This is a genomic window from Atlanticothrix silvestris CENA357, assembly GCF_016056295.1.
GTDB lineage: Bacteria > Cyanobacteriota > Cyanobacteriia > Cyanobacteriales > Nostocaceae > Atlanticothrix > Atlanticothrix silvestris.
Genome location: NZ_JAECZB010000077.1, coordinates 1 through 26,798 on the forward strand (window position 1 = coordinate 1; position 26,798 = coordinate 26,798).

Here is a 26,798-nt window from a genome sequence, read left to right on the forward strand (position 1 = left end):
CAATTTCCTCAAGGATGAAAAGGTGGACGCCTCCGTTCGTTCAGATGCGGCATCGGCATTGGGCAACTTGGGAGACGCCGCAGCCAAGTATGTCCCTGACATCCTCAATTTCCTCAAGGATGAAAAGGTGTCCGCCTCCGTTCGTTATGGTGCGGCATCGGCATTGGGCAACTTGGGAGACGCCGCAACCAAGTATGTCCCTGACATCGCTAATATCCTCAAGGATGAAAAGGTGGACGCCTCCGTTCGTTATGGTGCGGCATCGGCATTGGGCAACTTGGGAGACGCCGCAACCAAGTATGTCCCTGACATCCTCAATTTCCTCAAGGATGAAAAGGTGGACGCCACCGTTCGTTATGGTGCGGCATCGGCATTGGCCAACTTGGGAGACGCCGCAGCCAAGTATGTCCCTGACATCCTCAATTTCCTCAAGGATGAAAAGGTGGACGCCTTCGTTCGTTCAGGTGCGGCATCGGCATTGGCCAACTTGGGAGACGCCGCAGCCAAGTATGTCCCTGACATCCTCAATTTCCTCAAGGATGAAAAGGTGTCCGCCTCCGTTCGTTCAGGTGCGGCAGTGGCATTGGGAAAAATCAGACAACTGAAATTAGAAGAGGTTGCTGTAGTTTTGAATTATGTCTACGAACCAAATCAGGGAAGTTTTGGTGGTGGTCAGAATAATTATGAATTTTGGCGATTTTGGACTTATTTTCTGGGTGGCGGCACTGAGCAAGTGCAAACTTTACTAAAATGGCTTGGCAGACCTCAAGCAACTCCCGATAATCTGAAGCACCCTGAAGGTGTCAAAACACTAGAAATATTCCGCGATGCTTGGAAACCCAGCCAAGACTTAACACGATTACAACAAGACTTAGCTAGGCAAATTGCTGTAGTTGCCAGAAAAGTCTCTTGGCAACAACAAGATATTTTGATTTTAGAAACTCACTACCACAACCTGAAAAACGCCGGTTACAACGAAGCTGACTCACTGCAATCAGTCATAATTAACTTCAAAGGTGGGCAGTGGTTTTTCAACGCCACAATTACTATCCTCACTCACGCTGCCTTTTGGCTAGCCCTCATCTTCGCCTACCCCAAATTTCCCCAAGTCCAAGCCATCTTCTTCTGGAACCCTTGGGTACGCCGCATCTTAGGCATGGTCTACGTCGGCTTTCTCCTCACCTGGGTTCCTTTTTTCCGCCGCAAATTATTTGAACCCTTCAAACCTTCCCTATTAGCCGATGCCGGCTTAGATAATTTTCATGACCAGTCATACTTTCCAGAATCAAAAGTCAAAGTTCCCACATCAGGAGACATCCAGCCAATTACCGCAGCCCTCCCCAGCATTAAAGGACAAATTATCTTAGAAGGAGATTCCGGCTTAGGCAAGTCGATGTTTCTCCGTCATCTGTTGCAAAACTCCCAGCGCATAGTCGTTTATCTCCCCGCCCAAAAGTGTCATAAAGGCGTAATTGAAGCCATCCAAGACAAGCTACACGGCCAAGCCCAAGATGCCGGCTTTTTGAAAAACCTCATTTATAGTGGTGCAATTGATATCTGCATCGATGGACTCAACGAAGTCACCGCCGAAACCCGCGCCAAAATCTGCCAGTTTGTCGAAAGCTATTTCCGGGGCAACATTATCATGACTACCCAGCCCCTAGAGTGGACACCACCCTCAACAGCCAAAACTTATTACTTGCAGCCCCTTGAGCAACAACAAATTCAAGAGTTTTTAATCTCCCGTCAGCCGCGACTCCCCGAAGATGCCAAACTTCAAGGTACTGATTACGCCCAAGCTTGCACCAATTATTTAACAGAAGTCCTCAAAGACCAGCAAGCTAAAGAAGAGTTAGATGGTATCCGCCGAATTTTATCTAATCCAATGGATTTAACAGTGGTCGCACTGATGTTATCACAAGGTAAGCATCCAAATTTGTTTCGCCTGCAAGAACAGCAATACAACTTAATGGCAACAGAATACCAGCAAGAATGGAAACAAGAATTTCCCCTCAAAAGATTTTCCACCGCAGTCTACCGAATGCGACTCGAAGACAAACAAGCCCTACCAGGGGATGAATTTCACCAAGTTGTCATGTCTTTGGAAGACGAGAAATACAAAATGGTAGTTAGCCGTCAGTGGCAAGATGAAAAAGGCGAAGCCAAGAAAGAATGGTACTTCCGCCACGATAAAATCATGGATTTCTTTTTGGTGCAAAACTTTCTGGGCGAAAGTGATGCAGCGGAAGAACTGCTAGTTGATAGAATGGGCGACCCCCGTTTTCGTGGCGTTTACTTCTTGCTAGCAACCTTACTTCCATTAGATGCAGCCAAAGAACTGCGGGAGAAGTTAATTCAATATGCGGCGGATACTAAAGACAATACAGTGAGTAATACCTTTGTGCAGTTGTTGCGGACAAGATAATTTTTAATTCGTAATTCGTAATTTCTAACTATAGGAATCCGATTTGATTTCTGAAAAAATCTAAGTATATGTAGTGGCGTGGCAAAGCAAAACCCAACATTAAAATGTTGGGTCTCATTCTTCGACCCAAACTACAAATTTTTTTTGCATCAATTTAGCCTTGACACGCCAGTAGGGTGAGTCTCAGAAGTCATGCGTGGCTTTAGTTTGTAATCATGTTTCACTGGCTTGAGGTACACTGGCTTAAGAAGCTAACCAACCTCACTAATCGAACTAGTAGAAAGAAATCAGAAATTCTGAGAATCCTTCTAAAGCAGTCATTTGCAGAAAATAATATTAATTAAGTAACTTAATTGCTTTACTGAACTACTTAACCCAAATAAATTGTGCTTTCACTTTCAGTATTAATTTAATGGAAGCTTTACCAGATAATTGGGCAGATATTCAACCTGATACTGTATATCTTTCAATCAGCGGTCTGCTAGTTTCATTTGCAAGTGAACAAGTAAAGTTGGGATTAAAATATGATCAAAAGGGTAAACATTTAAAAGCCATCGAGAAAGGGCAAGTCTCCCCTCGCGGGAATATTGGGTTAGTGGCTTCGCAAGAATCAGGATACGATTTGAAATCTAAAGTTTTAGGTAAAGGTGGCGACCGCCGATTTCATGCAAAATTAATTGATGGTATATTACACTTCCCCGATTTGATAACAGAACATTAAACACACATAACTATGACAAGGCTCGAATTAAAAAATCATCAAGTCTGGCAAGATTTAACTGAAATACTAGAAAATTTAGATGCTAATATTCTTGTTCAAGAACATTTTGAACAATGTGATTATCAAGTGTGCGGCTACTGGGATGAACAAGATGAATATTATGAAACAATTACGTTGCCTCGTACTCTAGAAGCCGAATTAGTTAGCAGTTCTATTGGCGTTACTCACACTGAACGTTTTTTAAAACTAAAATTTTCACTCATAGCTGATGCTGTTGATCATAAAAAAACTGTAAGTAGTAAAGCTCAAAAACTTGGTGAATTGGTTCTTGTTTATAATGAAAATCTAGAATTTGTTGATGAGAATTGGCTTTTAGATGTAGATTCTCCAATGCTTGTGAAGTAATCTGGCTCATTTTAGGCAATTGAACAGAAGTAAAAAACAACTAAGCAACGAATTTTCGCGCCTAGCTCAAAGCTGAATATATAAAGGTTTGAGCTAGGCAATGCGGCATAGCTTTATTGCCCGGTCGCGCCTTTAAGCTTGGAAATTGGGGAAATTAGGAGTGATTGCCCTTCCAGGGAAGTGTTGAAGTGAGAAAATTACATTCTAGGGGTGATAATGCGGTGAAATCATGTATCAAAAGAAATTACTTGAAGAATCAAACATGAGCGATCGCTGGAGTTCTGCGATCGCTGTGATAATTTGACGGTAATGCTGGGTATTTCCTTCTCGATAATAAAGCTCAGCAGATTTTTGGAAATCAGCAATCGCTTCTGGATAGTTTTGTAAACTGCGGTGGATATCAGCCCGAAGCATGTAAGCTGAAGCCCTGTGAGGTTGACGCTGTAAGGCTTGGGTTAAATCAGCCAATGCTGCTTTGAAGTTTCCCACAAGAAAATTGCTACGACCTCGATTGTACCAATCTTCAGCAGCGCTGGGATCAATGGCAATTGCCTGATTATAATCTTTGATCGCCCCTTGATAGTCTTTTAGGGCATAGCGAGCATGAGCGCGATCGCTGTAAAATGTCGCAAATTGGGGATTTATTTGCAATGCTGAGGTGTAATCTGCTACTGCACCTTCATAGTCTTCTAATGCGTAGCGTAGAGAACCTCTGTTGTAATAGGCTTCTGTCAAATGGGGATTAATCTGTAATGCTTTATTGTAATCTGCAAAGGCTCCTTGTTCGGCTCCTAAAAGACGAAGAGCATTGCCCCGGTTGCAGTAAGCTAAAGAAAAGTCAGGAAATATTTGTATTGCTTGAGTGTAATCTTTTACTGCTGTTGCATAATCTGTGAGAGCTTCGCGGGTAACACCTCGACCGTAGTAAGCTTCTACTAAACGGGGATTAATCTGTAATGCCTGATTATAATCAGCAATTGCTCCATGATAATCTCCCAAACAGCGACGAGCTGTAGCGCGATCGCAGTATCCTTCAGCTAGATGAGGATTGAGTTGTAATAGTCGGTTGCTATCCTCAATTGCTGCTTGATAATCTCCTAAACACCGACGAGCCGTAGCCCGAAAGCCATAGACTAAGGCTAAATTGGGATTAATCTGTAATGCTCGATCATAATCCTCAATTGCTCGGTAATAATCGCCTAGACTTTCTTGAACTAAACCCCGTTCATAGTATGCTTGGGCATCATCAGGATTCAGTTGCAAAACTTGGTTAAAGTCTTTGATCGCTCCTTGATAGTCTTTCAGGTAAGAACGGATAAGACCCCGATTATAGTACGCTGCTGTGAAATGTGGGCAAATTTCTAATGTCCGATCATAATCTGCAATTGCACCCTGATAGTCTTCTAAAGCATAACGGGCATGACCTCGATTATGGTAGGCCTCTATCAGGTTAGGATCTAGCTGTAATGCTCGATTGTGATCAGCGATCGCTTGCTCATATTCTCCTAAAATATAGTAAACATGACCACGACTGGTATAAGCTTCAGGAAAATGAGGATGCCATTGTAAAGCTTGTTGAAAATCTGCGATCGCTCCTTGATGATCTCCAAAATCCAAACGAGTAACACCCCGATAATAGAATGCCTTGGCAACATCAAGATATATATAATCAGCTAATTGAGTACTAAGTTCTATTGTTTGGTAATAATCGGCGATCGCTTTGTCATAGTTTCCTAGAATAAAATAGGCATTACCCCGATTGTGATAAGCTTGCGCGAAATTGGGGTTAATTTGCAATGCTTGATGATGATCGGCGATCGCACCATGATAATTTGCTAGAAAGTAACGTGCATTAGCCCGGTTGTAGTAAGCCTCAGCAAAATTAGGATTAATTTCTATTGTCCGATTAAAGTCAGCGATCGCTCCGTGATAATCTTTGAGTTGATCGCTGAAAATAATGCCTCGTTTATAGTAAGCTTCTACGTAGTCAGGATTCAGCTTGATTGTCTGGGTGTAATTGGCTATGGCTGCTTGATAATCGCCTTGTAAACTCTTGTTTAACCCCTGGTTAAAAAACTCATCAGCATTCATCTAATTTGTTTGCATCGAGACAACGACCCTACTTAATTGTACGGTGGTCGCCCTTTGCTATCAATTCATTTGATCGCTTATTTTTAACCTAATTATCTATGCTGAAAGTATATCTAGTTAGTAGCCTGATAATTAATGACTATCAAGAAAGTATCAAAGTAAAAAGTAATTCGTAATTGCAATCAGTGTGGATTCTACTCTTAATTACGAATTACGAATTACGAATTAGTAATTATGATACTAGCTTTCTCTTCAAGACTCGGCTCAAAGAACCAACTACCAACAGACCTAAAATTGCTCCAGGTTCAGGAACAGCAGTTGCTGTCAATTGACCTCCAAGATCTAATCGACAGTCGGGGTATGTGTCGCATACTTCTGGTGAAAGATCATCTTTTAAAAAGATCTTAGCCTCTGGCAATCCTTCTTCAGCATTTGCATAAGTGTAGAAGAATAAACCTGTTACATCTGTTGCAAAATTACTGCCTAAATCAAAGCCATTAGGTGTGTCAAAGCTGTCACTTTGTAGAACGGTTTTAGTAACTGTATCAAAATTGAAATTAAAACTACTGCTGGGATTCGGAAAATCGTATGTAAAATTTTGCAATAGATCTCCCTCTGGATTAAAGAAAGAAATAGCGAAATCAGTTAGCTGATCTTTGGTGACAATGTTTCCTAAAAAACTATCGTCATAACTAAATTTTCCTTTAGCTGAATAATTTTGCTCTCCTAACCAATCAAGTTCAAACGAAGCCGCATCAGCACTGGAAACATTAACTAAAGTAGCTATAGATGCAACAGTAGCAACAGCTAAAGTAGTTTTGACTTTGGTAAAAATATTTTTCATTTTTTTGCTAACAGCAGTTAATTCTGATGTTGTAGTTTTTCGGTGAACTGTTTATCAGTATTAATTTAATACTGATTTTTCTTTCATGAACTTCATCCAGAAAAATGAATTAATGCACTAAATTAAGCACACAAATCAGACACTAAGGCTGTTATGACAGACTTAGTTATTACTATTGTTAGATGCCTTCACTTCTGGTTATTTCGATAACAATTGGTCTTGTTGAATCTGATTCAGGTCTAAAACACCTTTGGGGAGATTGTATCATTAAGATCAAATGGAACCACGACAAATTAAACTTATTTTTTTCTAAATCAATACAAGCTTTCTGTAAAATTTTCTTGAAGTTTATGCTGTTAAATATTGGTTAAATAAATCTTTAATTCTTCTTAAATAAAGAATGTTTATATATCATTTCTCTAATTATTTTTTATTCTCTAGAATTTAATATTAAAAAAATTAAAAACAAATTGCTAATCGACTATTATTAGGAGATTTCCAAGGAAAATAGCAGGATAAAGTGTGAGAATTTTTAAGTAAACTAACCCCAAATTAAATCAAGCATTACCTAGACTTAATCAAAGTCTAATATTTTTCTCACAGTGTTTTCAGTAGAAATTCCGATGAGATTATCAAGACGTAAATTTTTTGCAGTAGCGGGTGCGAGCGCGGCTGGTACTTTGATGGCATCTCCTTTGGAAGGTCTGCTTGCCAGAAAAGCTTTTGGTCAAAGACTTGGTAGAGGATATGGGCCACTTGTATCAGATCCCAATGGCTTGTTAGATTTACCACGCGGCTTTCAGTATCGGACTTTCTCTCTAACAGGCGATCTCATGAACGATGGCACTTTAGTTGCTGGCGGTCATGATGGTATGGCGGCTTTCCCTGGGCCAAGAAACACAGTAATTTTAGTCCGCAATCACGAACTTAGCCCTGGTTCAAGTACACAAGTCATCGGGCCAAAACCCTACGATCCACTTTGCAAAGGTGGTACAACAACACTAGTTGTTGGATCTAATCGTCAGCTAATTAAACATTTTACTTCTTTAAGTGGAACCTATCGTAACTGTGCAGGTGGGCCAACTCCTTGGGGTTCATGGATTACCTGTGAAGAAAACACTTCCACTGTGGCTACAAATAATCCAGAAAATCCCACCAATAATGTTTCAACTTCCCACGGTTATAACTTTGAGGTTCCAGCTAGCGCCACTTCTCCTGTGCAGCCTGAGCCTCTAATCGCTATGGGACGCTTCAACCATGAAGCTGTGGCTGTAGACCCCAAAACAGGCATTGTCTATGAGACAGAAGACCGTGGAGATAGTCTGTTTTATCGTTTTGTCCCCAAACAACCAGGTAATCTCAAAGCTGGAGGAACCCTGCAAGCTCTAAAAATCAAGGGTATGCCCCAGGCGATGACAGGTGAAGGTTTTCCTTTGCGTAAGCCTATGAAAGTGGAGTGGGTAACGATTACTAATCCTAATCCACCTGAAGATACTGTAAGAGTCGAAGGTTTTGAAAAAGGAGCAGCCCAGTTTGTCCGTGGAGAGGGTATTTGGTACGGCAATGGTGAAATTTATTTTTGTTGTACGAGTGGTGGTGATTTAGGGCTAGGTCAGGTATGGCGCTACATTCCCCATAAAGAGACAATTGAATTGTTTGTAGAATCTACATCTATAGACGAACTTGATAGCCCCGATAATATAGTCGTAGCACCTTTTGGTGATCTTATTCTCTGTGAAGATGGAGATGATGAGCAATTCTTAAGAGGTGTAACTCCTGATGGCGAACTCTATAACTTTGCACGTAATGCTTTAAATACTAACGAGTTTGCTGGAGCTTGTTTCTCTCCTGATGGTCAGACTATGTACGTCAACATCCAAACTCCTGGTATTACTTTTGCAATCTGGGGCCCTTGGAATAGTAACAGAGGCTAGAATCTTTCTCTAAGTATTCTCATCATAAAACGAGCGATCGCCTGACTTGAAACCGAAAGGCGATCGCTTTTAGTTAAGGCTTATGCATTGGTGGTAACATTTCTAAAACCACAATCTGCAAATCGGGAAATTCTAAGGGTGAGATAGTTGCATCTTCTTTTAAAACTATTTGGCTGTGATAGCCATCCTGAGTCGGTTCTCGAAACACATATAATTGCCTACTAACGACATCTAGCACCCAATAATCTACAATCCCCGCTTTTGAGTAGACTTTTCCTTTAGTTTCGCAGTCTAATTTCAAACTGCTATCTGCTACCTCAATAATTAGATAAACCTCTGTCGGGGTAGGATGGTGGTCTGCGTAGTCAAGTGGATCTACTTTAACAACAGCAATATCTGGTTCTGGCTCAGACCATTCATTTAAATTTACTGGATCTTGAACACATATCAAAGCCCGATTTCTTAAACTATTTTGCAGTAATCTATCTGTTCTACCCACTGCTGAGCGATGGGCTGTTCCTTTAGCAATCATCCAGATAATCTTTCCTTCTAGAAGTTCCACTCGTTCTTCTGCGCTAAAAATCCCAGCCTCAGCCATTCGGTGGTATTCTTCAACTGTCCACAGGCGAAGTTTTAAGGTTGTGTCTGTGTTTTGCATGGCTAGTTAATTGCCCATGAATATTAGAACTTTTCGCTTGACATAAAAAATAAACTCAAAACTAATTACTTTTAAGCTTGATTTACTGCATCAAATATTTGCGCTACTTGGAGATTTAGTTGAGTAAATTGTGGAGATACGACTAAATCATCGCCAGAAAAGTTACCTATTTCAGTGTAAATTTGATCAATTAATTCTAATACCAACACAGTCTGGATTTCGGGGTCAATAATCCAATATTCAGGAATACCACAATCTTGATACTGCGATCGCTTGGCAATAAAATCTCTATCCCGTTGCAATTCCCCAGAGCTAACCACTTCAATTGCTAGTAGAGGAGGTAGCATTGATAGGCGAATGGTATTGCGTTTTGCTAACTGCTGAATATGCTCTTCTCGAAGAATGGTCAGATCAGGATAACGGTTTCTGGGTTCTCCTCTTACTTCTAGTTCTAAACCATGTCCTCGAACTCTTCTATAATCTAACAGAGGGGCAAATTGAATTAATAAGAATGTGGCAACCTGAACATTAGTTCCTGACTCTGGAGGCATTTCAATCAACTCTCCATTAAACAACTCATAGAGTTTATCTGTGCCATCATCATAAGATAGGTATTCTTCAAAACTTTGAAATCTATGTTTAATTTGTAGCATCAGGGTTTTTCCATGATGAGCCTCAATGCAAGTTTAGCTTAATTGGGGATTAGGGATGGGGTAATTCGTAATTATGACTTATTGCTAAATTTTTTATTTTTTAACCTCTAACCTTAAGTCTCTAGCTTTTTACAATTTCAATTTCATTCAAGTGATTAATCACTACATCCGCACCTTGGACATTATCTGGTTTATTCACCCAAGTAATGCCAATACAACCTGCTGCTTTAGCATTACGAGCCATTTGCATATCGCCGACAGCATCACCTACCATTAATGTAGCTCCTGGCTCTAGACCTAAAGCTTTGCAAGCTTGTAAAAATAATATGGGGTCTGGTTTACTAGGCCCGTCATCTACGCCTATTTGTGCTTGGATGTAATTACTTAATTGGTGTTGTGCAACAAAGTTTTTCACTTCTTTTGTCGTCGCCGCTGACAGAATGCCAAGTTTTAATCCTGCTGACGATAAAGATTTCAATATTTCTAAACTACCCACAAACATTGGTGCAGGAGGTATACCAAGATATTTTTCAGCTTCATCCAAAGCTTGACGGGCAATTTTGAGCGACTCAAACCATCCTCTGCCAGTTTCGGCAATATAGGCGGCGGCGGCAACTTCTGTTTCACGACGACTTGCTACAGATATTAAACCTGCCGGGTCAAGGGTATCGCCATTGATGCCAAACGCCATTAATAATGGTTCCCCAGTACCAGGAATTTGAGCGTCTATTAACCGCGTTGCTTTTTGTCCGAGCGATCGCAAATACGCTTCTGAGTCTTCTAAAGTACCATTTTTGTCAAAAAAAATTGCCTGAATATTGGTAAATGTGATGTTTCTACATTTAATAGTTGCCAAAATATTTTACCCTGCTAATAAATTTAGAACTTAAATTATTTTAAGTAAATCGATGGAAAAAAACACAATTATGTTAAGCAAGAATAAATCAGATTAAAACCCTCTTCTTTTCTGCCTTGTCTACGACACGCTGTGCCGTTCTATTTAGTTTTTGACTCCTATTTAAAACTATTAGCTGTTTGTAACCATAAAAAAAAGAGGGATTTCCCCTCTTGTTTCATAATGCTTTAATACTCTTAATTACAGACAGGTAAACTAAAAGTCTATTACTCTTCAATAGCCACTGGAATTTCTTCTTCAGTCTCTGCTACTGCTGAGATTTCCTTTTCAGTTTCTACAGCTGCTGGGATTTCTTCTTTAGTCTCTGCTACTGTTGAAATTTCCTCTTCAGTTTCTACAGCTGCTAGGGTTTCTTCTTCAGTTTCTACAGCTGCTGGGATTTCTTCTTCAGTCTCTGCTACTGCTGAAATTTCTTCTTCAGTTTCCATAGCTGATGGAATTTCTTCTTCAGCTAAAGCTTCAACCGCATCATCAGATTCAGCAGGAGCAGCAGTAATACCTTGCTGTTTTGCTAACATCTGTTCTCTATATTTAGCAGCCATCTCTTCTGCCTTATCGTAAACCAAATCCCGGTTTTTAATCATGTCACCAGGTTCTGGTTCCAGCTGCTTGGTAGATAAGGAAATCCGACCTCTTTCTGCATCCAAGTCAATGATCATAACTTTTACTTCATCATTGACATTGAATACGCTGTGTGGCGTATCAATATGCTCGTGGGAAATCTCAGATATGTGCAACAGTCCGCTGACTCCACCGATATCGATGAAAGCACCGTAAGGCTTGATACCACGAACTGTACCAATCACTACTTCGCCGACTTCTAGGCGATTCATCTTGCGCTCAACCAGTGCCCGACGATGAGATAGCACTAAGCGATTGCGTTCTTCGTCTACTTCTAAGAATTTTAAAGGTAGTTCTTCGCCTACTAATTCTTCTTTAGGTTTGCGGGTGCTAATGTGGGAACCAGGAATAAAGCCCCGTAATCCTTCAATCCGTACCAATGCACCCCCACGATTGGTAGCAAATACACCAGAACGAACAGTAGCATCTTCTGCTTGCAGTTGACGTACACGCTCCCAAGCCCGCATGTATTCAATACGACGAATGGAAAGTGTTAGCTGACCATCTTCGTTTTCATCAGTAAGAATGAAAAATTCTCGTGTTTCGTTTGATTGTAAAACTTCTTCCGGGGCATCTACCCGGTTAATAGACATTTCTTGTATGGGTATATATGCTGCTGTTTTAGCACCTATGTCAATCAGAGCGCCGCGCGGCTCTATACTGAAAACGGTTCCTGGTACAACATCGCCAGGGCTAAAGTGATAATCGTACTTGTCAAGTAGAGCAGCGAAATCTTCGTGAGTAAATCCAATTTCTGTAGCGGTTAAATTCTGATTGACCATGCTTATTTGTTCCTGGTTCTAGTCTCCGTCAAGGTTATGCCATAAGTGCGATGATGCTATGTGATCTGCCGGGTAGCTGTCTACAATTACATCTTTTTTATCCTAGCGTACAAAAGCTAGTATTAACACATATCAACTTCCAGATAGAAGATTATATCATATAAGTTGTTTACGCTATGCGGGTTAGGGGTCAGTGGTTAGGGGTCAGTGGTCAGTGGTCAGTTGTCAGTTGTTATTCTTCTTGCTCCCCTGCCCCTCTGCTCCCCTGCTATATAACAATTACAAAAACTAAAATATCCGCTGTTACCAAAAATAGTAGCAGCGGATACAAAGTTTATATGCACTTACAAGTCTGGTAATAGCAATTTATTCATCTTTTTTGCTTTCTATCCGGGGGGGTTCGCGGAATGCGATCGCAAAGAAGAGAACACCTATTGCCAAGGTCAAAATCAAGATGTACGCAACGCTTTCCATTTTAAAAACTCCTGCCTATCCAGCCAATAATTAAGATATCAGGTATTTGGGATTGGGTATTGAGGATTGGATAAAACTTTTTTTAGTTCCCAATCTTTAGTCCCCAATCCCTATATTTTAAACTTCCTTACGGCGGGTTGTCTTGTCACCCACTTTTTGGAAGAGACCCCACTCAACTTGCTCTTCTAGATCTGCATCAACACCGGCAAATACATCTCGGTAAATTGTCCGAGAACCATGCCAGAGATGACCGAAGAAGAACAATAGAGCGAATACAGCATGTCCAAAGGTAAACCAACCTCTGGGACTGGTGCGGAATACACCGTCAGAGTTCAAGGTTTCCCGGTCAAATTCAAAAATTTCACCGCCTTGAGCTTTACGGGCATACTTCTTCACATCTGCTGGATTTGTAAAGGTCTTGCCATCTAAGTTGCCACCATAGAAGCTAACGGTGACACCAGTTTGTTCAAAACTGTACTTAGATTCTGCCCGACGGAAGGGAATATCAGCACGGATAACCCCATCTGCGTCAGTTAAAAGTACTGGGAAGGTTTCAAAGAAGTTGGGGAGACGACGTACTGTCAATTCCCGTCCTTCAGAATCCTTAAATACAGCGTGACCTTGCCAAGATTGGGCAATGCCATCACCTTTTACCATTGGCCCTGTACGGAATAGACCACCTTTAGCGGGGCTATTACCGACATAATCATAAAAAGCGAGTTTTTCAGGAATTTGCGACCAAGCTTCAGAGAGGCTGGCACCACTGGCAAGATCAGCTTGTACGCGGCGTTCAATCTCTTGAGCGAAGTAGTTTTGATCCCATTGGTAGCGGGTAGGGCCAAACAATTCGATTGGTGTTGTAGCGCTACCGTACCACATAGTACCAGCAACGATAAAGGCAGCAAAAAATACCGCCGCAATACTGCTAGAAAGAACGGTTTCGATATTACCCATCCGCAGGGCTTTGTAAAGCCGTTCGGGGGGTCGTACTGTGAGGTGGAATAAACCAGCGATAATGCCAACAACGCCAGCAGCAATGTGGTGAGCAACAACGCCACCAGGGTTATAGGGGTTAAACCCGGCCGGCCCCCATTCTGGTGCTACTGCCTGGACGCTGCCAGTGATTCCGTAAGGATCAGAAATCCACATCCCCGGCCCAAATAATCCAGTGAGGTGAAAAGCACCAAAGCCAAAACAAAGTAGACCAGATAAGAACAGGTGGATGCCAAACATTTTTGGCAAGTCTAAAGCAGGTTCACCAGTCCGAGGATCTCTAAAGAGTTCTAAATCCCAGTAAACCCAGTGCCAAACAGCAGCTAAAAACAACAAACCAGAAAGAACAATGTGAGCTGCGGCTACGCCTTCAAATGACCAGAATCCAGGATCAGTTGCAGTTGCGCCAGTCACGCTCCAACCACCCCAAGATTGGGTAACGCCTAAACGCGACATGAAAGGTAGCACGAACATTCCTTGCCGCCACATCGGGTTCAGAACCGGATCACTGGGGTCATAAATAGCTAGTTCGTACAATGCCATCGAACCAGCCCAGCCTGCCACTAAGGCTGTGTGCATCAAGTGTACAGAAATCAGTCGCCCTGGATCATTCAGAACGACTGTGTGTACTCGGTACCAGGGTAGTCCCATCGACTACGCTCCTCCTCGATAGAGTTATGTTTACAAAGCAATTTTCTTACCGAGATTTCTGAGTGGCTTTTGCCCCTCAAAGAGTTCTCTGAGTTTTTGTTATTGCCAAGGTTTTGAGTTTTACCACAACTTAGTCTTATTAAGTCAGACAGTGTGGGTAGTTTGACTGTGCTGACATGCTTCAGTCGTTTTACCTTATAGAGTAGCGATCGCCCGTATAACTGCCGAGAAGTTTTCTTTTGAAAAACGCCTCCCTTTTTCCTGAGGAAACTGGCAAACGCCTAGTTAGGCGTTTAAGCGGTAGGACGATACTACTCTTACGGAAACAACCTTTGAGGCATTCATGCAGTCACCAAACAAAAATGAGAATGTTTTAAAAAGTGTAACTATTGATGGAACTGTTTGCAAGCGTGTAAATAGATGCGATCGCGTAGCTAATCCAAGTTATTTTGCCATAAATCGCCGTTACATTTTCATTTGCGTATGATTCAGCGAAACATTGGGCGGGGGGCATGGGGCATGGAGAAAGGGTTTATTTCTTCATCCTTTACCCCCTTCGGGATGACCCTCCTGCGTCGCTCTAAGCGTAGCTATGCCGCAGGCTTTACGCTGCGAAGATCGCCAGTCGCTCATGGGGAGCCACTGCGGTGGACGGGTTCCCAAGGCACTCCGTTGGGCGGCTATGCCGACTTGAAGGAAGTGCCGCCGGCATAAAGCAAGTGGCGTGGAAACCCCCATCGCGTAGCGTCTCCCCTTCTCCCAAAGGGAGAGGCTAGCGCCAAGGGAGAAGACCGCGCTGGCTCACCTTTTCCCAAGATTGTTCATTCCCTGCTTCCCTGCTCTTAACAGACATGTTCCCAATACCTTTACAAATCTTTACCAACTCAGTGATTGGCGCAGAGGCTTACGAATCTGTATCTCCACCCAGGATTGTGTGAAATATATATGAGAGAAGAAGCATTTGCTACTTGAGCTTTGATCTCGATGCTCAATATATACATTACTTTAGACCTATATACTTAGCTAATCTATTACTAGCTCGAAATTAAATCGAAATCATGGTGCTATTAAGTAAGAAAAATCCCCAGTGTTCAATTTTTAAAGTTGCCCATGCAACATTTTCCTCCTAATTATCTAATGGTAGAGTCAGTCCACTGAAGAATAATTTTTGACAACTGAGATAGCAAATTTGGACAAAAAATTAGTTGGGCGTACTACTTCTCAAAATCATGAACCTATTCAATCCTTGCAGGGAAATTAGCAATAACATCAAATATCAAGCAAACAAATTGCGAACAGCTCATTCATGTTTCTATGTGTAAGGTGAGTACAGAGGAGGCACCTCTGTAACTAATAAAACATTTTAAAATTCAAATTACATAAATTATGAGTGCAGCGCTCCATTGCTTTTGTACTTTATGAAAACTTTTTGTTTGTGTGGCTAAGTAGTGTAATTACTGATGAAACAAAACAAATCGAGTGTCACTCTCACTTTATGATCTATATTCAAACCTTAGAGGATCTCTGAAAAATTAAAAAAGATGAATATAAATGTGAATTTGTCTAAACGATTTGCTTCCCAAGTATTTGCGATCGCTACCATGTCTAGTGTTGCAATGTCTTATTACAAACCGCTGTCGGTATACGCGCAAGAAATTATAGTCGATCCTCCACAGGGAACAACACAACAACAACAACAACAAATCCCTGTAGAAGTTCCACAGGGCACAACACAACAGCAAGAAATTCCTGTTAATCCTCCACAAATAACAACTCAACGAATTTGCTCTCTAGATCCTGTTGAGGATTTATTACCTCCACCACAACAAAGCCAGCAAAGTAATTCTTTGCTTTCTTACCTTGCCCAAGAAGGTTTTACACAGAGCCAAGGAGGTTCTTGGGTATGTTATGTGAACGACCCCAAAAAAGAGGGACGTTACTATACCCTTTTTAAAGTTCAAGAACTTGATGGAAAGCTTATAGGAAGTTCTTTTCTTGACAATGGGAGGTTAATAAAGGGGCAAGAAGAACGTAGTATCGAATTCTTTATGACCCTCGTCGAGCGTCACATGAATGCTAGTCAAGATAACCGTCAAAGTATACGTAGATATTTGGAAAGCTTTGTTTCTCTGGTTAAGGAAGGAAAAATAAAACCCTCACGACGTGGATTTCTCTTTGACCAACCCAACCGAGCATTAGTGTTATACCACACACTACCAACAGGAGAACTTAAAGGTACAGCAATTACAATCAACATCCAATTGCCTAATAACTTAAGTTCAAGGTCTGTAAAAAGAAGATTCCCATCCTCTTTAAGAGATTCTTTAAAACCAAATCAATAAATCTGCCCCATTTTAGTTGTGGGCAAGAAACTTCTTATTTAGCTTATCTGAGGTGCGTCTTGGTGAAGTCAACTTTTCAAGGTATTACACTTTTATTCTCGTCTGTTGCGGTAGCACTTTCTGTGTGTCAATCAGCTACTGCACAACCAATTGGACTAGATGTGGGTGGGCGCTATCGTATTCCCCCAGGGCAGGAGCCAGAATATCTCCGTTATCAGTTAGAACATAATAATGATCTGCGCCAGATACAAGTTATCCCCGATTGTAGTGTGGGATTTGGTCTGGGTTGCAACAAAACAGGAACAGTACTAGAGCAAATAGTTAGGTCTAATGGCGGCCCTAGCTACCAAGAAATGTTAGTGCGTGCGGCTGGTGGCCCAGAAAATTATCGTAATTTTGCTACTTTTTACGGTAACGATCCTAATCTTGATCAAATTCCTTACGCCTCGTTTTGGCAAGAACCGTCCCCCTCGATTGTGGACAGGTATCAATATGTTCTTGGCCAGTCTGTGAGTCGCAATCCTGTACAAGGTTTAGGAACTGTAACCCAGAACTTCGCCTGGGCACCATTATCAAGAGGCAACAATTCACTTAGTGCCCGCGATGGTTTGCTCGACTTTAAATATTCCTATGGGCGCGTGCTTTTGAATGAGGTGGCAAAAGTCCCTAATCTTAAACAGCAGATTAGCTCTCTGGATTTGCCTCCAGATATGACGAAATATTATTTTAATACTATATCTAGTGGCTTACAGGCGCTGAACACTGGAAATGAGCAGAGGCTGCAAGATAGCATTTTGAAGATATTTTCCTTTCCATACTCACCACCGTCTATAGTTAGTGGCGAGTTTGGACGTGTACCAATTAATCCTCCAAACCAAGTAAGTGAGGGGATACCGCTACCAGGAGAAGCTATCAGCATTAATCCAGTGCTTTCAGAAGGAGTAGCTATAGATGCAGTCCCAGATACTTCTTTAGCTTTTGAAGATTTTCTTCAGCCAGCAGCCGGGGGTTTTAATTTTCCATTCTTGCCAGTACTTGGAGGTATTGGTCTTTTAGCACTGGTATTAAGCCTTGGAGGTGGAGATGATGGAGACAGTTCTTCAAGCCAGCCCATTCCTCCTGGAGTCGATATACCTCCTGGTGTTATCGTTCCACCTCCTAGTCCCCCTGTATGTGATGATACTCCTGGTGGTAATGGCCAGGTCGTCGGAGTTCCGCCGTGTAACACCTATGTTCCGCCACCAGCACCGGAAGTGAAGAGGGTGATAGAACCATCCACACTCAAAGCTGTAGTGTTGCTAACTTTAATGATGTGCATACTCAGTCGCAAACACCGGGCTAAGCAGATAGGAGGTTTAGTTAAATAGCTAAGAATATATCAAGAAAAAATAAATACCCAATAAACTTTTTTAAGCCCATTTACGTATGCTCACAATTCAAGCACGGAGATAAGCCAAGTAAAATTTACTACAGCTAAAATATAAACAAGGAAAGTTTCCCAAATTAACAGACTATCTTGCTAAGATTTTTAGCTGTACTAGACTTATACCCTTGCTGGCAACGTAAAAAATCCCTCAGTCGTGAACTGAGGGATTATGTTTTCCAATACTTTTCACATGAAATGTATCCCACTCCCAAAGCATAGCTGTCCTTGGAAAAAAAGGTGTGCCAAAATGGCTAATTTTTGAAATTATGAAAAGGATTGGGGATTAAAGAAGAATTTCCCCAGTCTCAAATCCCTAATTCCCAGTCCCCAGCGATGACTGGTCTTATTTATATGTGGCTGCCTGCACCGACAGATTTCATATTATTGCCGAACGATGTTCATGTCTGGCGAATTGACCTTGACCGACCTGAAGCACAACTACACAATTTAGCAGCAACTCTTTCTAGTGACGAACTGACTCGTGCCAACAGATTTCATTTTCAGGAGCATCGCCAGCGTTTTATTGCTGGGCGGGGAATTCTCCGCAGAATCTTGGCTGGGTATTTAGGCATCGAGCCACAACAAGTACAGTTTGATTATCAACACCGTGGAAAACCAGTATTAGCAGATACTTTCGCCAGCACTGGTTTATTCTTTAATTTGTCTCACTCCCAAGGGTTAGCTCTATGTGCAGTGAGTTGCGATCGCCAAATAGGTGTAGATCTAGAATATATCCGCCCGATGTCTGACGTGGAAGCCCTAGCCCAAAGATTCTTTTTGCCTAGAGAATATGATGTCATGCGATCGCTACCTGCTGACCAAAAGCAAGAAATGTTTTTCCGTTACTGGACTTGTAAGGAAGCTTATTTAAAAGCTACTGGCGAAGGAATCGCGCAATTAGAACAAATTGAAATAGCGCTCACTCCTACAGAATCAGCTAGGTTGCAGACACTCCAAGACTGGAGCCTCATTGAGATAATACCTGCTGATAATTATCTTGCTGCTGTTGCTGTGGCAGGTTTTGGTTATCAACTGAAATATTGGCAGTACTGATGTTAATGCAATAAAGTTTTCTACCAGCGACTTCCTTCACCTTGCTTTTGCAAAAACTCTTTCAGTTTATTTTTATGAAATTGCTGATATTCATTTAAACTATACTGGTTGGCGCGAATGCCAAGATTTGTTCTTTTCCCTTCCAAAACTTTTGCTATTTGGTCATGTACATCTGGGTAGTAATGACTACCGTCATAAGTATTATCTGTTCTTGTCGTTAATTTTGAAGGATATGAAAAATCATACGTAGTGTCAAAGTTCTTTGCGACTTGATAAATACCTTCTAATTGGCAATCCAGCAAACCACGAGCATAACTATCATTAAAAACTTTCCAAGCTGAAATAGGTGGTACATAACCAATAATTTCAGCATTTGGAAATATCTGCCGTATTTGTTTGTAATAGGGTATGCGAGAAAAGTCACATTTCTCTTGAGATCTTTTATTAGAAAATTTAGGCTTATACTGTGGGGCATTCTTACTAACTCTACCTTGGAACCCTTGATCATAAAACCTAACCTCTGAAAATTGTCCAGTAATTGTTTTAAAAGAAAATCTCAAAGTATCTAAAGATAATAGATAAGACTGATAGATGGGTTTTGGTTCTGCTACTTCAACTTTAGATTGAAAAGCTGTCTTCTTGCTTGGAGTGAAATTAAAAGCGTCTATCCCAACATATACTTTTTTAGGATTAACTCCTTTTTCTTTGGCGTATGCAGCATATTTGGCAAACTCCTCAGATTTTGCAGCACTGAAGGAATAATTGAAACAAACATTATTCTTAAGTGATGTAGTATTTAACAAGGTTAAGCGAGAGCTACCAAATATTAGGCAATCATATTTCTGCCTATTACTATGTAAAAATAGATTAGTTTTGGTTAGTCTCTCATTGAACGACATATTAAAATTTTTTAATTTGTTACCCCTGAAATACCAAAGTGGGTCAATAGTTAAATTAATTGCTCCAACAGACGAAAGAAGCACGCTGACTACCGTAAAGTAAATTTTAAAATAATCGAGCATTAGTTTTGATTTTACCTAAAACTGAAAGTACAAAAACTCACTAACCTTGGTAAGATGTAGTAATGCAATAACTGTTAAAACCGAAGTCACTAGAGCATAAATTTTATTAGGTTGCCACTGTAGTCTAGACCATACAATATTATTAGAAGATAATTTTTTTAATTTTTCATAGTTTAATACTGGTTCATACTTACTCATCCATTCTTGGACATTTGGTGTAAACAATACAATAACAAGTAAAACAGAAATATGAAATATGATTTTGAACAATCCTGATTCTATAAGATCGTTACTAAACGAAAGACCATTTAATCCAAGCATACTTTTTGATATCGCAAATGCAGTATTCATATTTTTTGCTCTGAAGAATACCCATGCAAAAACAACTGCTAAAAATGTTATAAACCAACTCAATGTTATACTCAGCCCATTCTTTATTTTCCAGTCGTGTGTTTTTTGTAAAGTATTCCATTGGTGGTTAATGACTAAATAAAGCCCATGTAACCCACCCCAAAAGATAAATTGCCAGCCTGCACCGTGCCAAAGTCCTCCCAATAACATAGTTACCATTAAATTTATATTACGTCTCATCTCACCTTGACGATTACCACCTAGAGGAATGTATAGATAATCTCGAAGGAAGTTAGAAAGGGTGATATGCCATCTACGCCAGAAATCAGTGATGCTTAAAGCTTTATAAGGTGAAAAAAAGTTGATTGGTAATTTAATCCCAAACATTCTAGCTATACCAATTGCCATATCAGAATAACCAGAAAAATCAAAGTATAGCTGTAATGTGTAAGCAAGTGCGCCAACCCAAGATTCTAAAAATGTGGGTAATACACCTTGAGCAGCAGCATTGAACACTGGGCTTGCATAGATAGCAATGTTATCCGCAAATACAACTTTCTTGAATAATCCTAAGCTAAAAATAGTTATACCTACTGCAAAATTCTCTGAATTAAACCGATATACGATTTTATCATTAAATTGCGGCATTACTTCTGAGTGGTGAATAATAGGGCCTGCAATTAGTTGAGGGAAAAAGCTAATAAATAAGCAGTAATCTACCAAATTATAGCCTTTCGTTTCATTGCGGTAAGAATCTACTAAATATGCAATTTGCTGGAAAGTAAAGAAGGAGATACCTAATGGCAGAATAATATTCTGTAAGTTAAAGTTTATACCTAATACATCTGTTACGCTTGAAACGAAAAAATTAGCGTATTTGAAATAACCGATGAGGATGAGATTAATTGTTACACCCAGTATAAGTAGTGCCTTTTTTTTAGCTGGCGATTTCCAATTTTGGTTTAGTGTATGACCTATAAAGAAATTAAAGAGAATTGACGCTACAAGCAATAATAAGTATTTTGGGTTCCACCAAGCATAGAAAAATAAAGAAGCGATCACTAAAGAAGCGATCGCTAGTTTGTGATAACCATATTTACCAAAGGAGAAAAATATGAAAAGAGTAATTGGCAAGAATAGAAATATAAACTCCGGTGAATTAAATAGCATACGCTAAATACACTTTTTATATTTTGAATTAAGCAGACAAATAGCTTTGATAAAAAGTACCATAGCATTAAAATATTTTTTCAGTATAACTACTGAATTTACTAAAACTTCATAAATCATTCATAATAGCTTGACTTTTTTCACTTTTTAATAAGTAAAAGCACTTCCTAGTATGTAAATAGCCAGGAGGTAAAAGGTATTAAAAATTGAGTTATAATTCAAAAAATTATGGAGGGCTTTAAGCCCTCCATAATTTTTTGTTATTTATGATGAGTTCTGATTTCCACACGATTGGGAGTCCAATCTTCTACCCGTCGTTTGTTTAATTTGACCACACCCAACCACCGATAAAGTATATCGACAAAAGAAGGAGACAATTGTCCAATCGCAAACATTAGTTTTGCCAAGCTTTCCGTGATGAAATTTTCATTGACAATTACTTCTGCTTTGTTGTATTTAATGGCATTGATAATGGCATTCGTAACGCGTTTTGGTGTAGAAACACCCGCTAACTTAGGTGCAGGGATACGACTATCAGCTGTCATCCCAATTTCTGAAACATATCCTGGACAAATTGCTGAAAAATGAATGCCAGTACCTGCAAACTCCTGACGCATGGCATCATTCCACATGATTAAACCTGCTTTACTCGCAGAATAAATGCTGTTATAAGCTACTCCTTTTTTACCAGCTAGAGAAGCGATATTAACAATGCGACCGCTACCTCGTTCTATCATGTTTGGCAGTAATAAACGAGTTAATTCCATAGCGGACAGGAGATTAGTGATTAATATTGACTGAATTTCTTCTGTAGAATAATCTACAAAAGCTCGATGAATTTCTACACCAGCATTATTAATTAAGATGTCAACTGAACCAACAATTTCTTGAACTTGCTGAACGAGAAGTGACAATTGCGCTACGTTTTTCATATCAAAAGGAATACTAATTCCTTGACCGCCCAAAGCTTTGATTTCATCACATGTTGTATCTAGTCCTGCCTGGGAACGAGAAACGCAGACTATGGTTGCTTGTTCTTTTGCCAGAGCGCGGGCAATATATACTCCCAGACCGCGTGAGGCTCCGGTCAAAAGTACTGTTTTACCTTTAAGGTTTGTCATTATAAATGAGGAATAGGGGTATTGGGGAGGCAAGGCAGTGCGCTCTTAGAGTTTCCTCAACTGGAGTAACCTGCCGTCATTGGGGGATTGGGAAGAAAGGGTAAGGAAGAAAGGGGAACGGTTAAAGGGTTTGTTTTTTCATTTCCCTTTATCCCTCTTATTGCTTCTCTGCTTCTCCTACCTTCTCTAGCCCCTAGCCCCTGCTTGCTTTTACGCGTCAACTTGGGGTTGTTCGAGTATTAGCTTGTTTTTTAAAGAAGCAAAATGTTTGCCGCCTAATTCGATTGTTGATTGTTCACAACCAGCTTGCAATCTTGTTAGGAGATACTCCAAATCAGGAGTAATAATATTAGTGCCATGATCTGGTTCTATCAAGCAGGCTAAATTAATATCTGTGCCATATTGATTGACCAAATTATAAATACCTAAAAAGTTAAATACCCCTGATTCATAAGTGCCGCAAGGTACAGAAGGATTGTTCACTCCCATAAAATATTCATGCTGTTGCAACCATTCAACAGATGGATATCCGTGGAAGTGAATCATCGGCATACCGTTGCTAATTAAGTTGGGTGCATACAGAGATGCGGACATGGCGATCGCCAGCATTACATAAACATCGTAAGATGGTTTAATGTCTGCTAATGTTGGATCAACTCCTTGTGGTAAATCTAGCAATAATCTATCTGTAAGACCAATTCTAAGAATGTCACTTTCTAAATTTAAATTGGTTTTATTGGAGCCAGAACGAGCGCTACAAATCCAGATGTCAGGAATTTGTTTAAATTTATATTCTTCTCCTATTTTAGTTTTTAAATACCGTCTACCAACGTCATTTTGACGGACTTCATCACTACTAAAGCCAACAACAGGCGCTAGATTTTCCCATTCATATTCGGGGATGTCAATTTCACCAACATATTGTGGTGGTTCTGCATAAGCGACAAAACCGTAAGAAACACCAGTTCTGCCATTAACAATCACATTGACAATATCTCTGTGAGATTGTCTTTTAATTACTTCACTCAGCTTAGAACCAGGAGGAAAGAGATTGGTATTCTCTAACTGAGTACTCAAGCTGACTAATTTTTGTGCATAACTTGATGACTGCGGATTATATTGTCCTAATTTAAATTTGGTGAGAGGCAACGGTAAGATGGGAACATAAACTTTAGGAATGAGTGATTTTAAAACGAATCCATCAATCTCATCCCTATTAAATACTGAATCGGAGAGATTCATATTTAAAATCGAAAATTGAGAATCAGAAACTCCAATCACAATTTCCGAAAATGTTCTAACTAGAGTATTCAACCCCATCTTAATTTTTTGCTGATAAGGAGTTTGAAAATTAACAAACTTCTGATCTAAGTCGGTGAGAACAATTACCTGAGTATTCGTAGGATCTTCAATATATTTAGCAGCACATTCTTCCGCCCAGCCAATTAAACCGGCAATTCGAGAAACTGAAATTTTGCGTTCTTTCAAAATAAAGCGTGAATACAATTGATAGAGTTTTTCGGCTGCAAATGTTTCAGCGCGACTTCTTACAGACGGTGGTCTATCAACATCAATGACAGCATTAATTCCAGTTTTAACTACTCTGGTTTTAATACTTTGTTTCAGATTAATTAATGATATCTTAAATTCATAGCGAAACTCAGTAGTGGCTTGTTGCCAAGGTGTAACGTTCACTCCATAAGCTTGCAATTTTTGTTCTAGTTCGGCTCTAAATTTGAGAATTTCTGCATTTTTATAACCCTTTGGCAAAGGTCTAAAAGTGACAGTTAGCCTTTGAGCCATGAGTTTGGGATCGATAATCGGTTGCTTACATTCTGGATTTAATTGATCACCAGTTTCACCAATTAACCGCCCAATGGTTTGCAAACTTAAACCTTGAGGTAATGGTACTGTAGGAGAAGTAGTAATGGTGTTGCGCTCGCGTAAAAATTCTAAAATCTCTGGTTTACGAGCAGTTATTTCCGCTTGAATATCTGGAGTTAGTATACCTTTGGGCGAACGAATATTTAATTTTTCATTTTCTACCCAAATTTGTACACCTTGTTGGGTGAGATTTGCCAAAATTTCGGATGCATTCATAGTATTTTCCAATTTTTTCAATTCAATTGTTTATCTAATGTCATCACCCAACTTCCCCAATCTTGATTTTTAAATCTCAAATACTTCCGACTCTGAAGCTTCAGATTCTTCTGCTAAACGTTGGGAAAGAGATTCAATAGTGGGGTAATGCCACAGTAGTAGAGGAGATAACTGAAAGCCCAAAAACTTGCCTGCTTTTGCAGCTAAAAGCATCCCCTGTGCAGAATCTAAACCGTAACTATCAAGAGGCGCTCGAATGTCTATTTCTGCCGCTTTAACTCCTAAAATCTCAGCTAGATGACCTGTCAACCATGCTTGAATTTCTTCGGCGGTATGAGAATGTGGTGAACTCATTTGTAAACCTTGAAAGTAGTGTTAGCTCAAATGAAAAACCGAACATTTTATGGTACAAATAAGCTGAAAAACGACAATCAACTTCTTATACCCTCTGCGTCTCTGTCTTGAAAAGTTTGTTATGCAGGGAAACCCTCCGACGCTCGCGGACTCGCTCTAAGCGAGCTATGCCGCAGGCTTTACGCTGCGCTATGCCAACTTTTCGCTGCGCCTCGGCGTGAGTAATTTCCGAAATCTTCATAGGGTAGGTATAACCCACCCTAAAACTCAAATTACCTCTGAAAAATGAGCAGAAGGCTCTGGAACATACTGACTGTAGTAATCAGGAATTTGCATTCCTTGAATTTTCAAACTTTGAATCCGATATAAAAATGCTGCTCCAGTCATGATGTGGTGAGCAACATCAACAACTCGGCGATTATTTGGTTCTGATAAGTAGGAACTCCGCACCCAGTCATTAAAACCACCCATTGCTGGGCCGCACCAAATTTGATAATCGACTTCTCGACCTTTTTCACCAGAACTAGACCAACGGGAAGATAATCCTAAATACCACCGGAAAATCAAAGCCATTTTCAATTTAGGATTGTTAACCGCCTTACCCAATTTTTCAGGATTTTTCTGTGATAAATAAGTTGCTGTTCCTTCCCATACTTCAGCAATCGTCTTACGAAAAATCTGTTTTTCTAACTTCTCTTTTTCCAGGAGAGGAATGCTTTCAATTGAGTCATAAGTTCTGTACAATTCATACAATTTCTGCGCCCGCATGGGAAACAAAGTACCTCGTTTGAGGACTTGAAGTTTTACCCCCATTTCAAACATATCTGCGGCTGGAGCCATGATGACATCAGCCATTTCTGCTTGGGCTAATTGTTGCTTAGTATGTTTACAAGCTCCAGATTCAATGCAAGACTGATTAATTGAACCAGTCATTACATAAGCAGCACCCATCATAAAAGCAGCTAAGGCTGATTGTGGTGTAGCAATTCCTCCTGCAACGCCTATCCTAATGGATTGTTTATAATTATATTGTGCTTGAATTTCATCGCGCAAAGCAATAATAGAAGGCAATAAACAAACCAAAGGGCGATTATCTGTATGACCACCAGAATCAGCCTCGACGGTAATATCATCAGCCATCGGTACTTTCGCTGCTAGCTTGGCTTGCAACTGGGTAATTAGTCCTTTTTCAACAAGCTCTTGAAGGATTTTATCCGGCGCTGGTTGGAGAAATTTACTCGCTACTTCTCGACGAGAAATTTTGGCAATGACTTTGTTTTTGATTTCAATTTGATTAGCATCATTTAAACTTAAACCAGCAGCACGGTAATAAACAATGTTGGTAGTTAAGTCTAAAAATGCCGAAGCTTCTACAGTTGTGACTTGATATTTTAGATATAAATCTACAGCCCGGCGTTCAATCGCCATATCATTAGGACTGTGAATTAAATTAAAAGCATAAGGGCCATGAGGTAAAGCTGATTGAATGCGATTAATTGCAGCTTCTAAACGCTCTGGAGTTAAACCGCCAGCACCAAAAGAACTTAAAATCTTCTCTTTACCTAAAGCAATGACCATTTCTTCAGAAGCGATACCGCCAGCCATTGCACCAGTCACATAAGCATATTTTACACCATGAAAAGAAAGAAAATTAGGATCTCCTAACTGTTGAATGCGAATAGGAGGAACAA

The 26,798-nt window shown here is 40.2% G+C and carries 22 protein-coding genes; 7 read left to right on the forward strand and 15 right to left on the reverse strand.

The window, feature by feature from the left end; all coding sequences use genetic code 11:
- The 3 genes from I8751_RS19810 to I8751_RS19820 all read left to right on the forward strand — a co-directional run.
- A partial coding sequence (locus I8751_RS19810) for a HEAT repeat domain-containing protein (RefSeq protein WP_214440833.1) occupies nucleotides 1–2,425 on the forward strand: 2,425 nt, incomplete at its 5' end.
- Between the two features lie 412 nt (nucleotides 2,426–2,837).
- Nucleotides 2,838–3,146 carry a hypothetical protein gene (locus I8751_RS19815; RefSeq protein WP_214440834.1) on the forward strand — a complete coding sequence of 103 codons (309 nt, stop codon included), beginning with the start codon at nucleotides 2,838–2,840 and terminating at the stop codon, nucleotides 3,144–3,146.
- 12 nt (nucleotides 3,147–3,158) lie between these two features.
- Entirely contained in the window at nucleotides 3,159–3,551 is a 393-nt protein-coding gene (locus I8751_RS19820) for a hypothetical protein (protein WP_214440835.1), read from the forward strand.
- 234 nt (nucleotides 3,552–3,785) lie between these two features.
- Here the strand turns inward: I8751_RS19820 and I8751_RS19825 are convergent, their stop codons facing one another.
- Together I8751_RS19825 and I8751_RS19830 are read right to left on the reverse strand one after the other, a co-directional pair.
- Nucleotides 3,786–5,642: a tetratricopeptide repeat protein gene (locus tag I8751_RS19825; RefSeq protein WP_214440836.1), complete on the reverse strand. Its 1,857-nt coding sequence runs from the start codon at nucleotides 5,640–5,642 to the stop codon at nucleotides 3,786–3,788.
- Nucleotides 5,643–5,874: 232 nt separating this feature from the next.
- Nucleotides 5,875–6,486, reverse strand: coding sequence for a PEP-CTERM sorting domain-containing protein (locus tag I8751_RS19830; RefSeq protein ID WP_214440837.1), 612 nt, complete (start codon nucleotides 6,484–6,486; stop codon nucleotides 5,875–5,877).
- A gap of 623 nt (nucleotides 6,487–7,109) precedes the next feature.
- Here I8751_RS19830 and I8751_RS19835 point away from each other — a divergent pair.
- A complete protein-coding gene (locus I8751_RS19835; protein WP_214440838.1) occupies nucleotides 7,110–8,420 on the forward strand; it encodes an alkaline phosphatase PhoX in 1,311 nt (436 codons plus the stop codon).
- A 73-nt stretch (nucleotides 8,421–8,493) separates the two neighbouring features.
- On the opposite strand, the gene I8751_RS19840 is transcribed toward I8751_RS19835, so the two are convergent.
- The 7 genes from I8751_RS19840 to I8751_RS19870 all read right to left on the reverse strand — a co-directional run bounded on the left by I8751_RS19840 (nucleotide 8,494) and on the right by I8751_RS19870 (nucleotide 14,906).
- The gene (locus I8751_RS19840) at nucleotides 8,494–9,078 is read right to left on the reverse strand and encodes a Uma2 family endonuclease (protein WP_214440839.1); all 585 of its coding nucleotides are present in this window, start codon (nucleotides 9,076–9,078) and stop codon (nucleotides 8,494–8,496) included.
- A gap of 71 nt (nucleotides 9,079–9,149) precedes the next feature.
- Entirely contained in the window at nucleotides 9,150–9,731 is a 582-nt protein-coding gene (locus tag I8751_RS19845) for a Uma2 family endonuclease (RefSeq protein WP_214440840.1), read from the reverse strand.
- Nucleotides 9,732–9,852: 121 nt separating this feature from the next.
- On the reverse strand, nucleotides 9,853–10,587 hold the full coding sequence (locus tag I8751_RS19850) for an HAD family hydrolase (RefSeq protein ID WP_214440841.1): 735 nt from the start codon (nucleotides 10,585–10,587) through the stop codon (nucleotides 9,853–9,855).
- Between the two features lie 266 nt (nucleotides 10,588–10,853).
- Nucleotides 10,854–12,050, reverse strand: coding sequence for a 30S ribosomal protein S1 (locus tag I8751_RS19855; protein ID WP_214440842.1), 1,197 nt, complete (start codon nucleotides 12,048–12,050; stop codon nucleotides 10,854–10,856).
- Nucleotides 12,051–12,416: 366 nt separating this feature from the next.
- A complete protein-coding gene (locus tag I8751_RS19860) occupies nucleotides 12,417–12,524 on the reverse strand; it encodes a photosystem II reaction center protein T (RefSeq protein ID WP_214440843.1) in 108 nt (35 codons plus the stop codon).
- A gap of 117 nt (nucleotides 12,525–12,641) precedes the next feature.
- A complete protein-coding gene (gene psbB, locus I8751_RS19865) occupies nucleotides 12,642–14,168 on the reverse strand; it encodes a photosystem II chlorophyll-binding protein CP47 (RefSeq protein ID WP_214440844.1) in 1,527 nt (508 codons plus the stop codon).
- A gap of 540 nt (nucleotides 14,169–14,708) precedes the next feature.
- Nucleotides 14,709–14,906, reverse strand: a complete 198-nt coding sequence (locus tag I8751_RS19870; protein ID WP_214440845.1) for a hypothetical protein — start codon at nucleotides 14,904–14,906, stop codon at nucleotides 14,709–14,711.
- 803 nt (nucleotides 14,907–15,709) lie between these two features.
- Here I8751_RS19870 and I8751_RS19875 point away from each other — a divergent pair.
- The 3 genes from I8751_RS19875 (at nucleotide 15,710) to hetI (ending at nucleotide 18,989) form a co-directional block, all read left to right on the forward strand.
- Nucleotides 15,710–16,510, forward strand: a complete 801-nt coding sequence (locus I8751_RS19875) for a hypothetical protein (protein ID WP_225894273.1) — start codon at nucleotides 15,710–15,712, stop codon at nucleotides 16,508–16,510.
- Nucleotides 16,511–16,572: 62 nt separating this feature from the next.
- A complete protein-coding gene (locus tag I8751_RS19880) occupies nucleotides 16,573–17,877 on the forward strand; it encodes a hypothetical protein (protein WP_214440846.1) in 1,305 nt (434 codons plus the stop codon).
- 392 nt (nucleotides 17,878–18,269) lie between these two features.
- Nucleotides 18,270–18,989, forward strand: a complete 720-nt coding sequence (gene hetI, locus I8751_RS19885) for a 4'-phosphopantetheinyl transferase HetI (protein WP_214440853.1) — start codon at nucleotides 18,270–18,272, stop codon at nucleotides 18,987–18,989.
- Nucleotides 18,990–19,009: 20 nt separating this feature from the next.
- Here hetI and I8751_RS19890 read toward each other — a convergent pair whose 3' ends face one another.
- The 6 genes from I8751_RS19890 to I8751_RS19915 all read right to left on the reverse strand — a co-directional run.
- Nucleotides 19,010–20,011, reverse strand: coding sequence for a hypothetical protein (locus tag I8751_RS19890; RefSeq protein WP_214440847.1), 1,002 nt, complete (start codon nucleotides 20,009–20,011; stop codon nucleotides 19,010–19,012).
- Nucleotides 20,012–20,026: 15 nt separating this feature from the next.
- Nucleotides 20,027–21,532 (reverse strand): MBOAT family O-acyltransferase, encoded by a 1,506-nt coding sequence (locus I8751_RS19895; RefSeq protein WP_214440848.1) that lies wholly within the window; start codon nucleotides 21,530–21,532, stop codon nucleotides 20,027–20,029.
- A gap of 260 nt (nucleotides 21,533–21,792) precedes the next feature.
- Nucleotides 21,793–22,653 (reverse strand): SDR family NAD(P)-dependent oxidoreductase, encoded by an 861-nt coding sequence (locus I8751_RS19900; protein WP_214440849.1) that lies wholly within the window; start codon nucleotides 22,651–22,653, stop codon nucleotides 21,793–21,795.
- A 210-nt stretch (nucleotides 22,654–22,863) separates the two neighbouring features.
- Nucleotides 22,864–24,753, reverse strand: coding sequence for a TubC N-terminal docking domain-related protein (locus tag I8751_RS19905; RefSeq protein WP_214440850.1), 1,890 nt, complete (start codon nucleotides 24,751–24,753; stop codon nucleotides 22,864–22,866).
- A 69-nt stretch (nucleotides 24,754–24,822) separates the two neighbouring features.
- The gene (locus I8751_RS19910) at nucleotides 24,823–25,107 is read right to left on the reverse strand and encodes an acyl carrier protein (RefSeq protein WP_214440851.1); all 285 of its coding nucleotides are present in this window, start codon (nucleotides 25,105–25,107) and stop codon (nucleotides 24,823–24,825) included.
- Between the two features lie 267 nt (nucleotides 25,108–25,374).
- On the reverse strand, nucleotides 25,375–26,798 hold a 1,424-nt coding region (locus I8751_RS19915), incomplete at its 5' end, for a PfaD family polyunsaturated fatty acid/polyketide biosynthesis protein (RefSeq protein WP_214440852.1).

What these genes read in the sequence shown, in the direction of transcription:
- I8751_RS19820 (WP_214440835.1), top strand. Translation starts at nt 3,159, where the DNA reads ATGACAAGGCTCGAATTAAAAAATCATCAAGTCTGGCAAGATTTAACT.
- I8751_RS19910 (WP_214440851.1), bottom strand. Translation starts at nt 25,107, where the DNA reads ATGAGTTCACCACATTCTCATACCGCCGAAGAAATTCAAGCATGGTTG.
- I8751_RS19845 (WP_214440840.1), bottom strand. Translation starts at nt 9,731, where the DNA reads ATGCTACAAATTAAACATAGATTTCAAAGTTTTGAAGAATACCTATCT.
- psbB (WP_214440844.1), bottom strand. Translation starts at nt 14,168, where the DNA reads ATGGGACTACCCTGGTACCGAGTACACACAGTCGTTCTGAATGATCCA.
- I8751_RS19830 (WP_214440837.1), bottom strand. Translation starts at nt 6,486, where the DNA reads ATGAAAAATATTTTTACCAAAGTCAAAACTACTTTAGCTGTTGCTACT.
- I8751_RS19815 (WP_214440834.1), top strand. Translation starts at nt 2,838, where the DNA reads ATGGAAGCTTTACCAGATAATTGGGCAGATATTCAACCTGATACTGTA.
- I8751_RS19860 (WP_214440843.1), bottom strand. Translation starts at nt 12,524, where the DNA reads ATGGAAAGCGTTGCGTACATCTTGATTTTGACCTTGGCAATAGGTGTT.
- I8751_RS19855 (WP_214440842.1), bottom strand. Translation starts at nt 12,050, where the DNA reads ATGGTCAATCAGAATTTAACCGCTACAGAAATTGGATTTACTCACGAA.
- I8751_RS19905 (WP_214440850.1), bottom strand. Translation starts at nt 24,753, where the DNA reads ATGAATGCATCCGAAATTTTGGCAAATCTCACCCAACAAGGTGTACAA.
- I8751_RS19840 (WP_214440839.1), bottom strand. Translation starts at nt 9,078, where the DNA reads ATGCAAAACACAGACACAACCTTAAAACTTCGCCTGTGGACAGTTGAA.
- I8751_RS19890 (WP_214440847.1), bottom strand. Translation starts at nt 20,011, where the DNA reads ATGCTCGATTATTTTAAAATTTACTTTACGGTAGTCAGCGTGCTTCTT.
- I8751_RS19825 (WP_214440836.1), bottom strand. Translation starts at nt 5,642, where the DNA reads ATGAATGCTGATGAGTTTTTTAACCAGGGGTTAAACAAGAGTTTACAA.
- hetI (WP_214440853.1), top strand. Translation starts at nt 18,270, where the DNA reads ATGACTGGTCTTATTTATATGTGGCTGCCTGCACCGACAGATTTCATA.
- I8751_RS19870 (WP_214440845.1), bottom strand. Translation starts at nt 14,906, where the DNA reads ATGGGGGTTTCCACGCCACTTGCTTTATGCCGGCGGCACTTCCTTCAA.
- I8751_RS19895 (WP_214440848.1), bottom strand. Translation starts at nt 21,532, where the DNA reads ATGCTATTTAATTCACCGGAGTTTATATTTCTATTCTTGCCAATTACT.
- I8751_RS19835 (WP_214440838.1), top strand. Translation starts at nt 7,110, where the DNA reads ATGAGATTATCAAGACGTAAATTTTTTGCAGTAGCGGGTGCGAGCGCG.
- I8751_RS19875 (WP_225894273.1), top strand. Translation starts at nt 15,710, where the DNA reads ATGAATATAAATGTGAATTTGTCTAAACGATTTGCTTCCCAAGTATTT.
- I8751_RS19900 (WP_214440849.1), bottom strand. Translation starts at nt 22,653, where the DNA reads ATGACAAACCTTAAAGGTAAAACAGTACTTTTGACCGGAGCCTCACGC.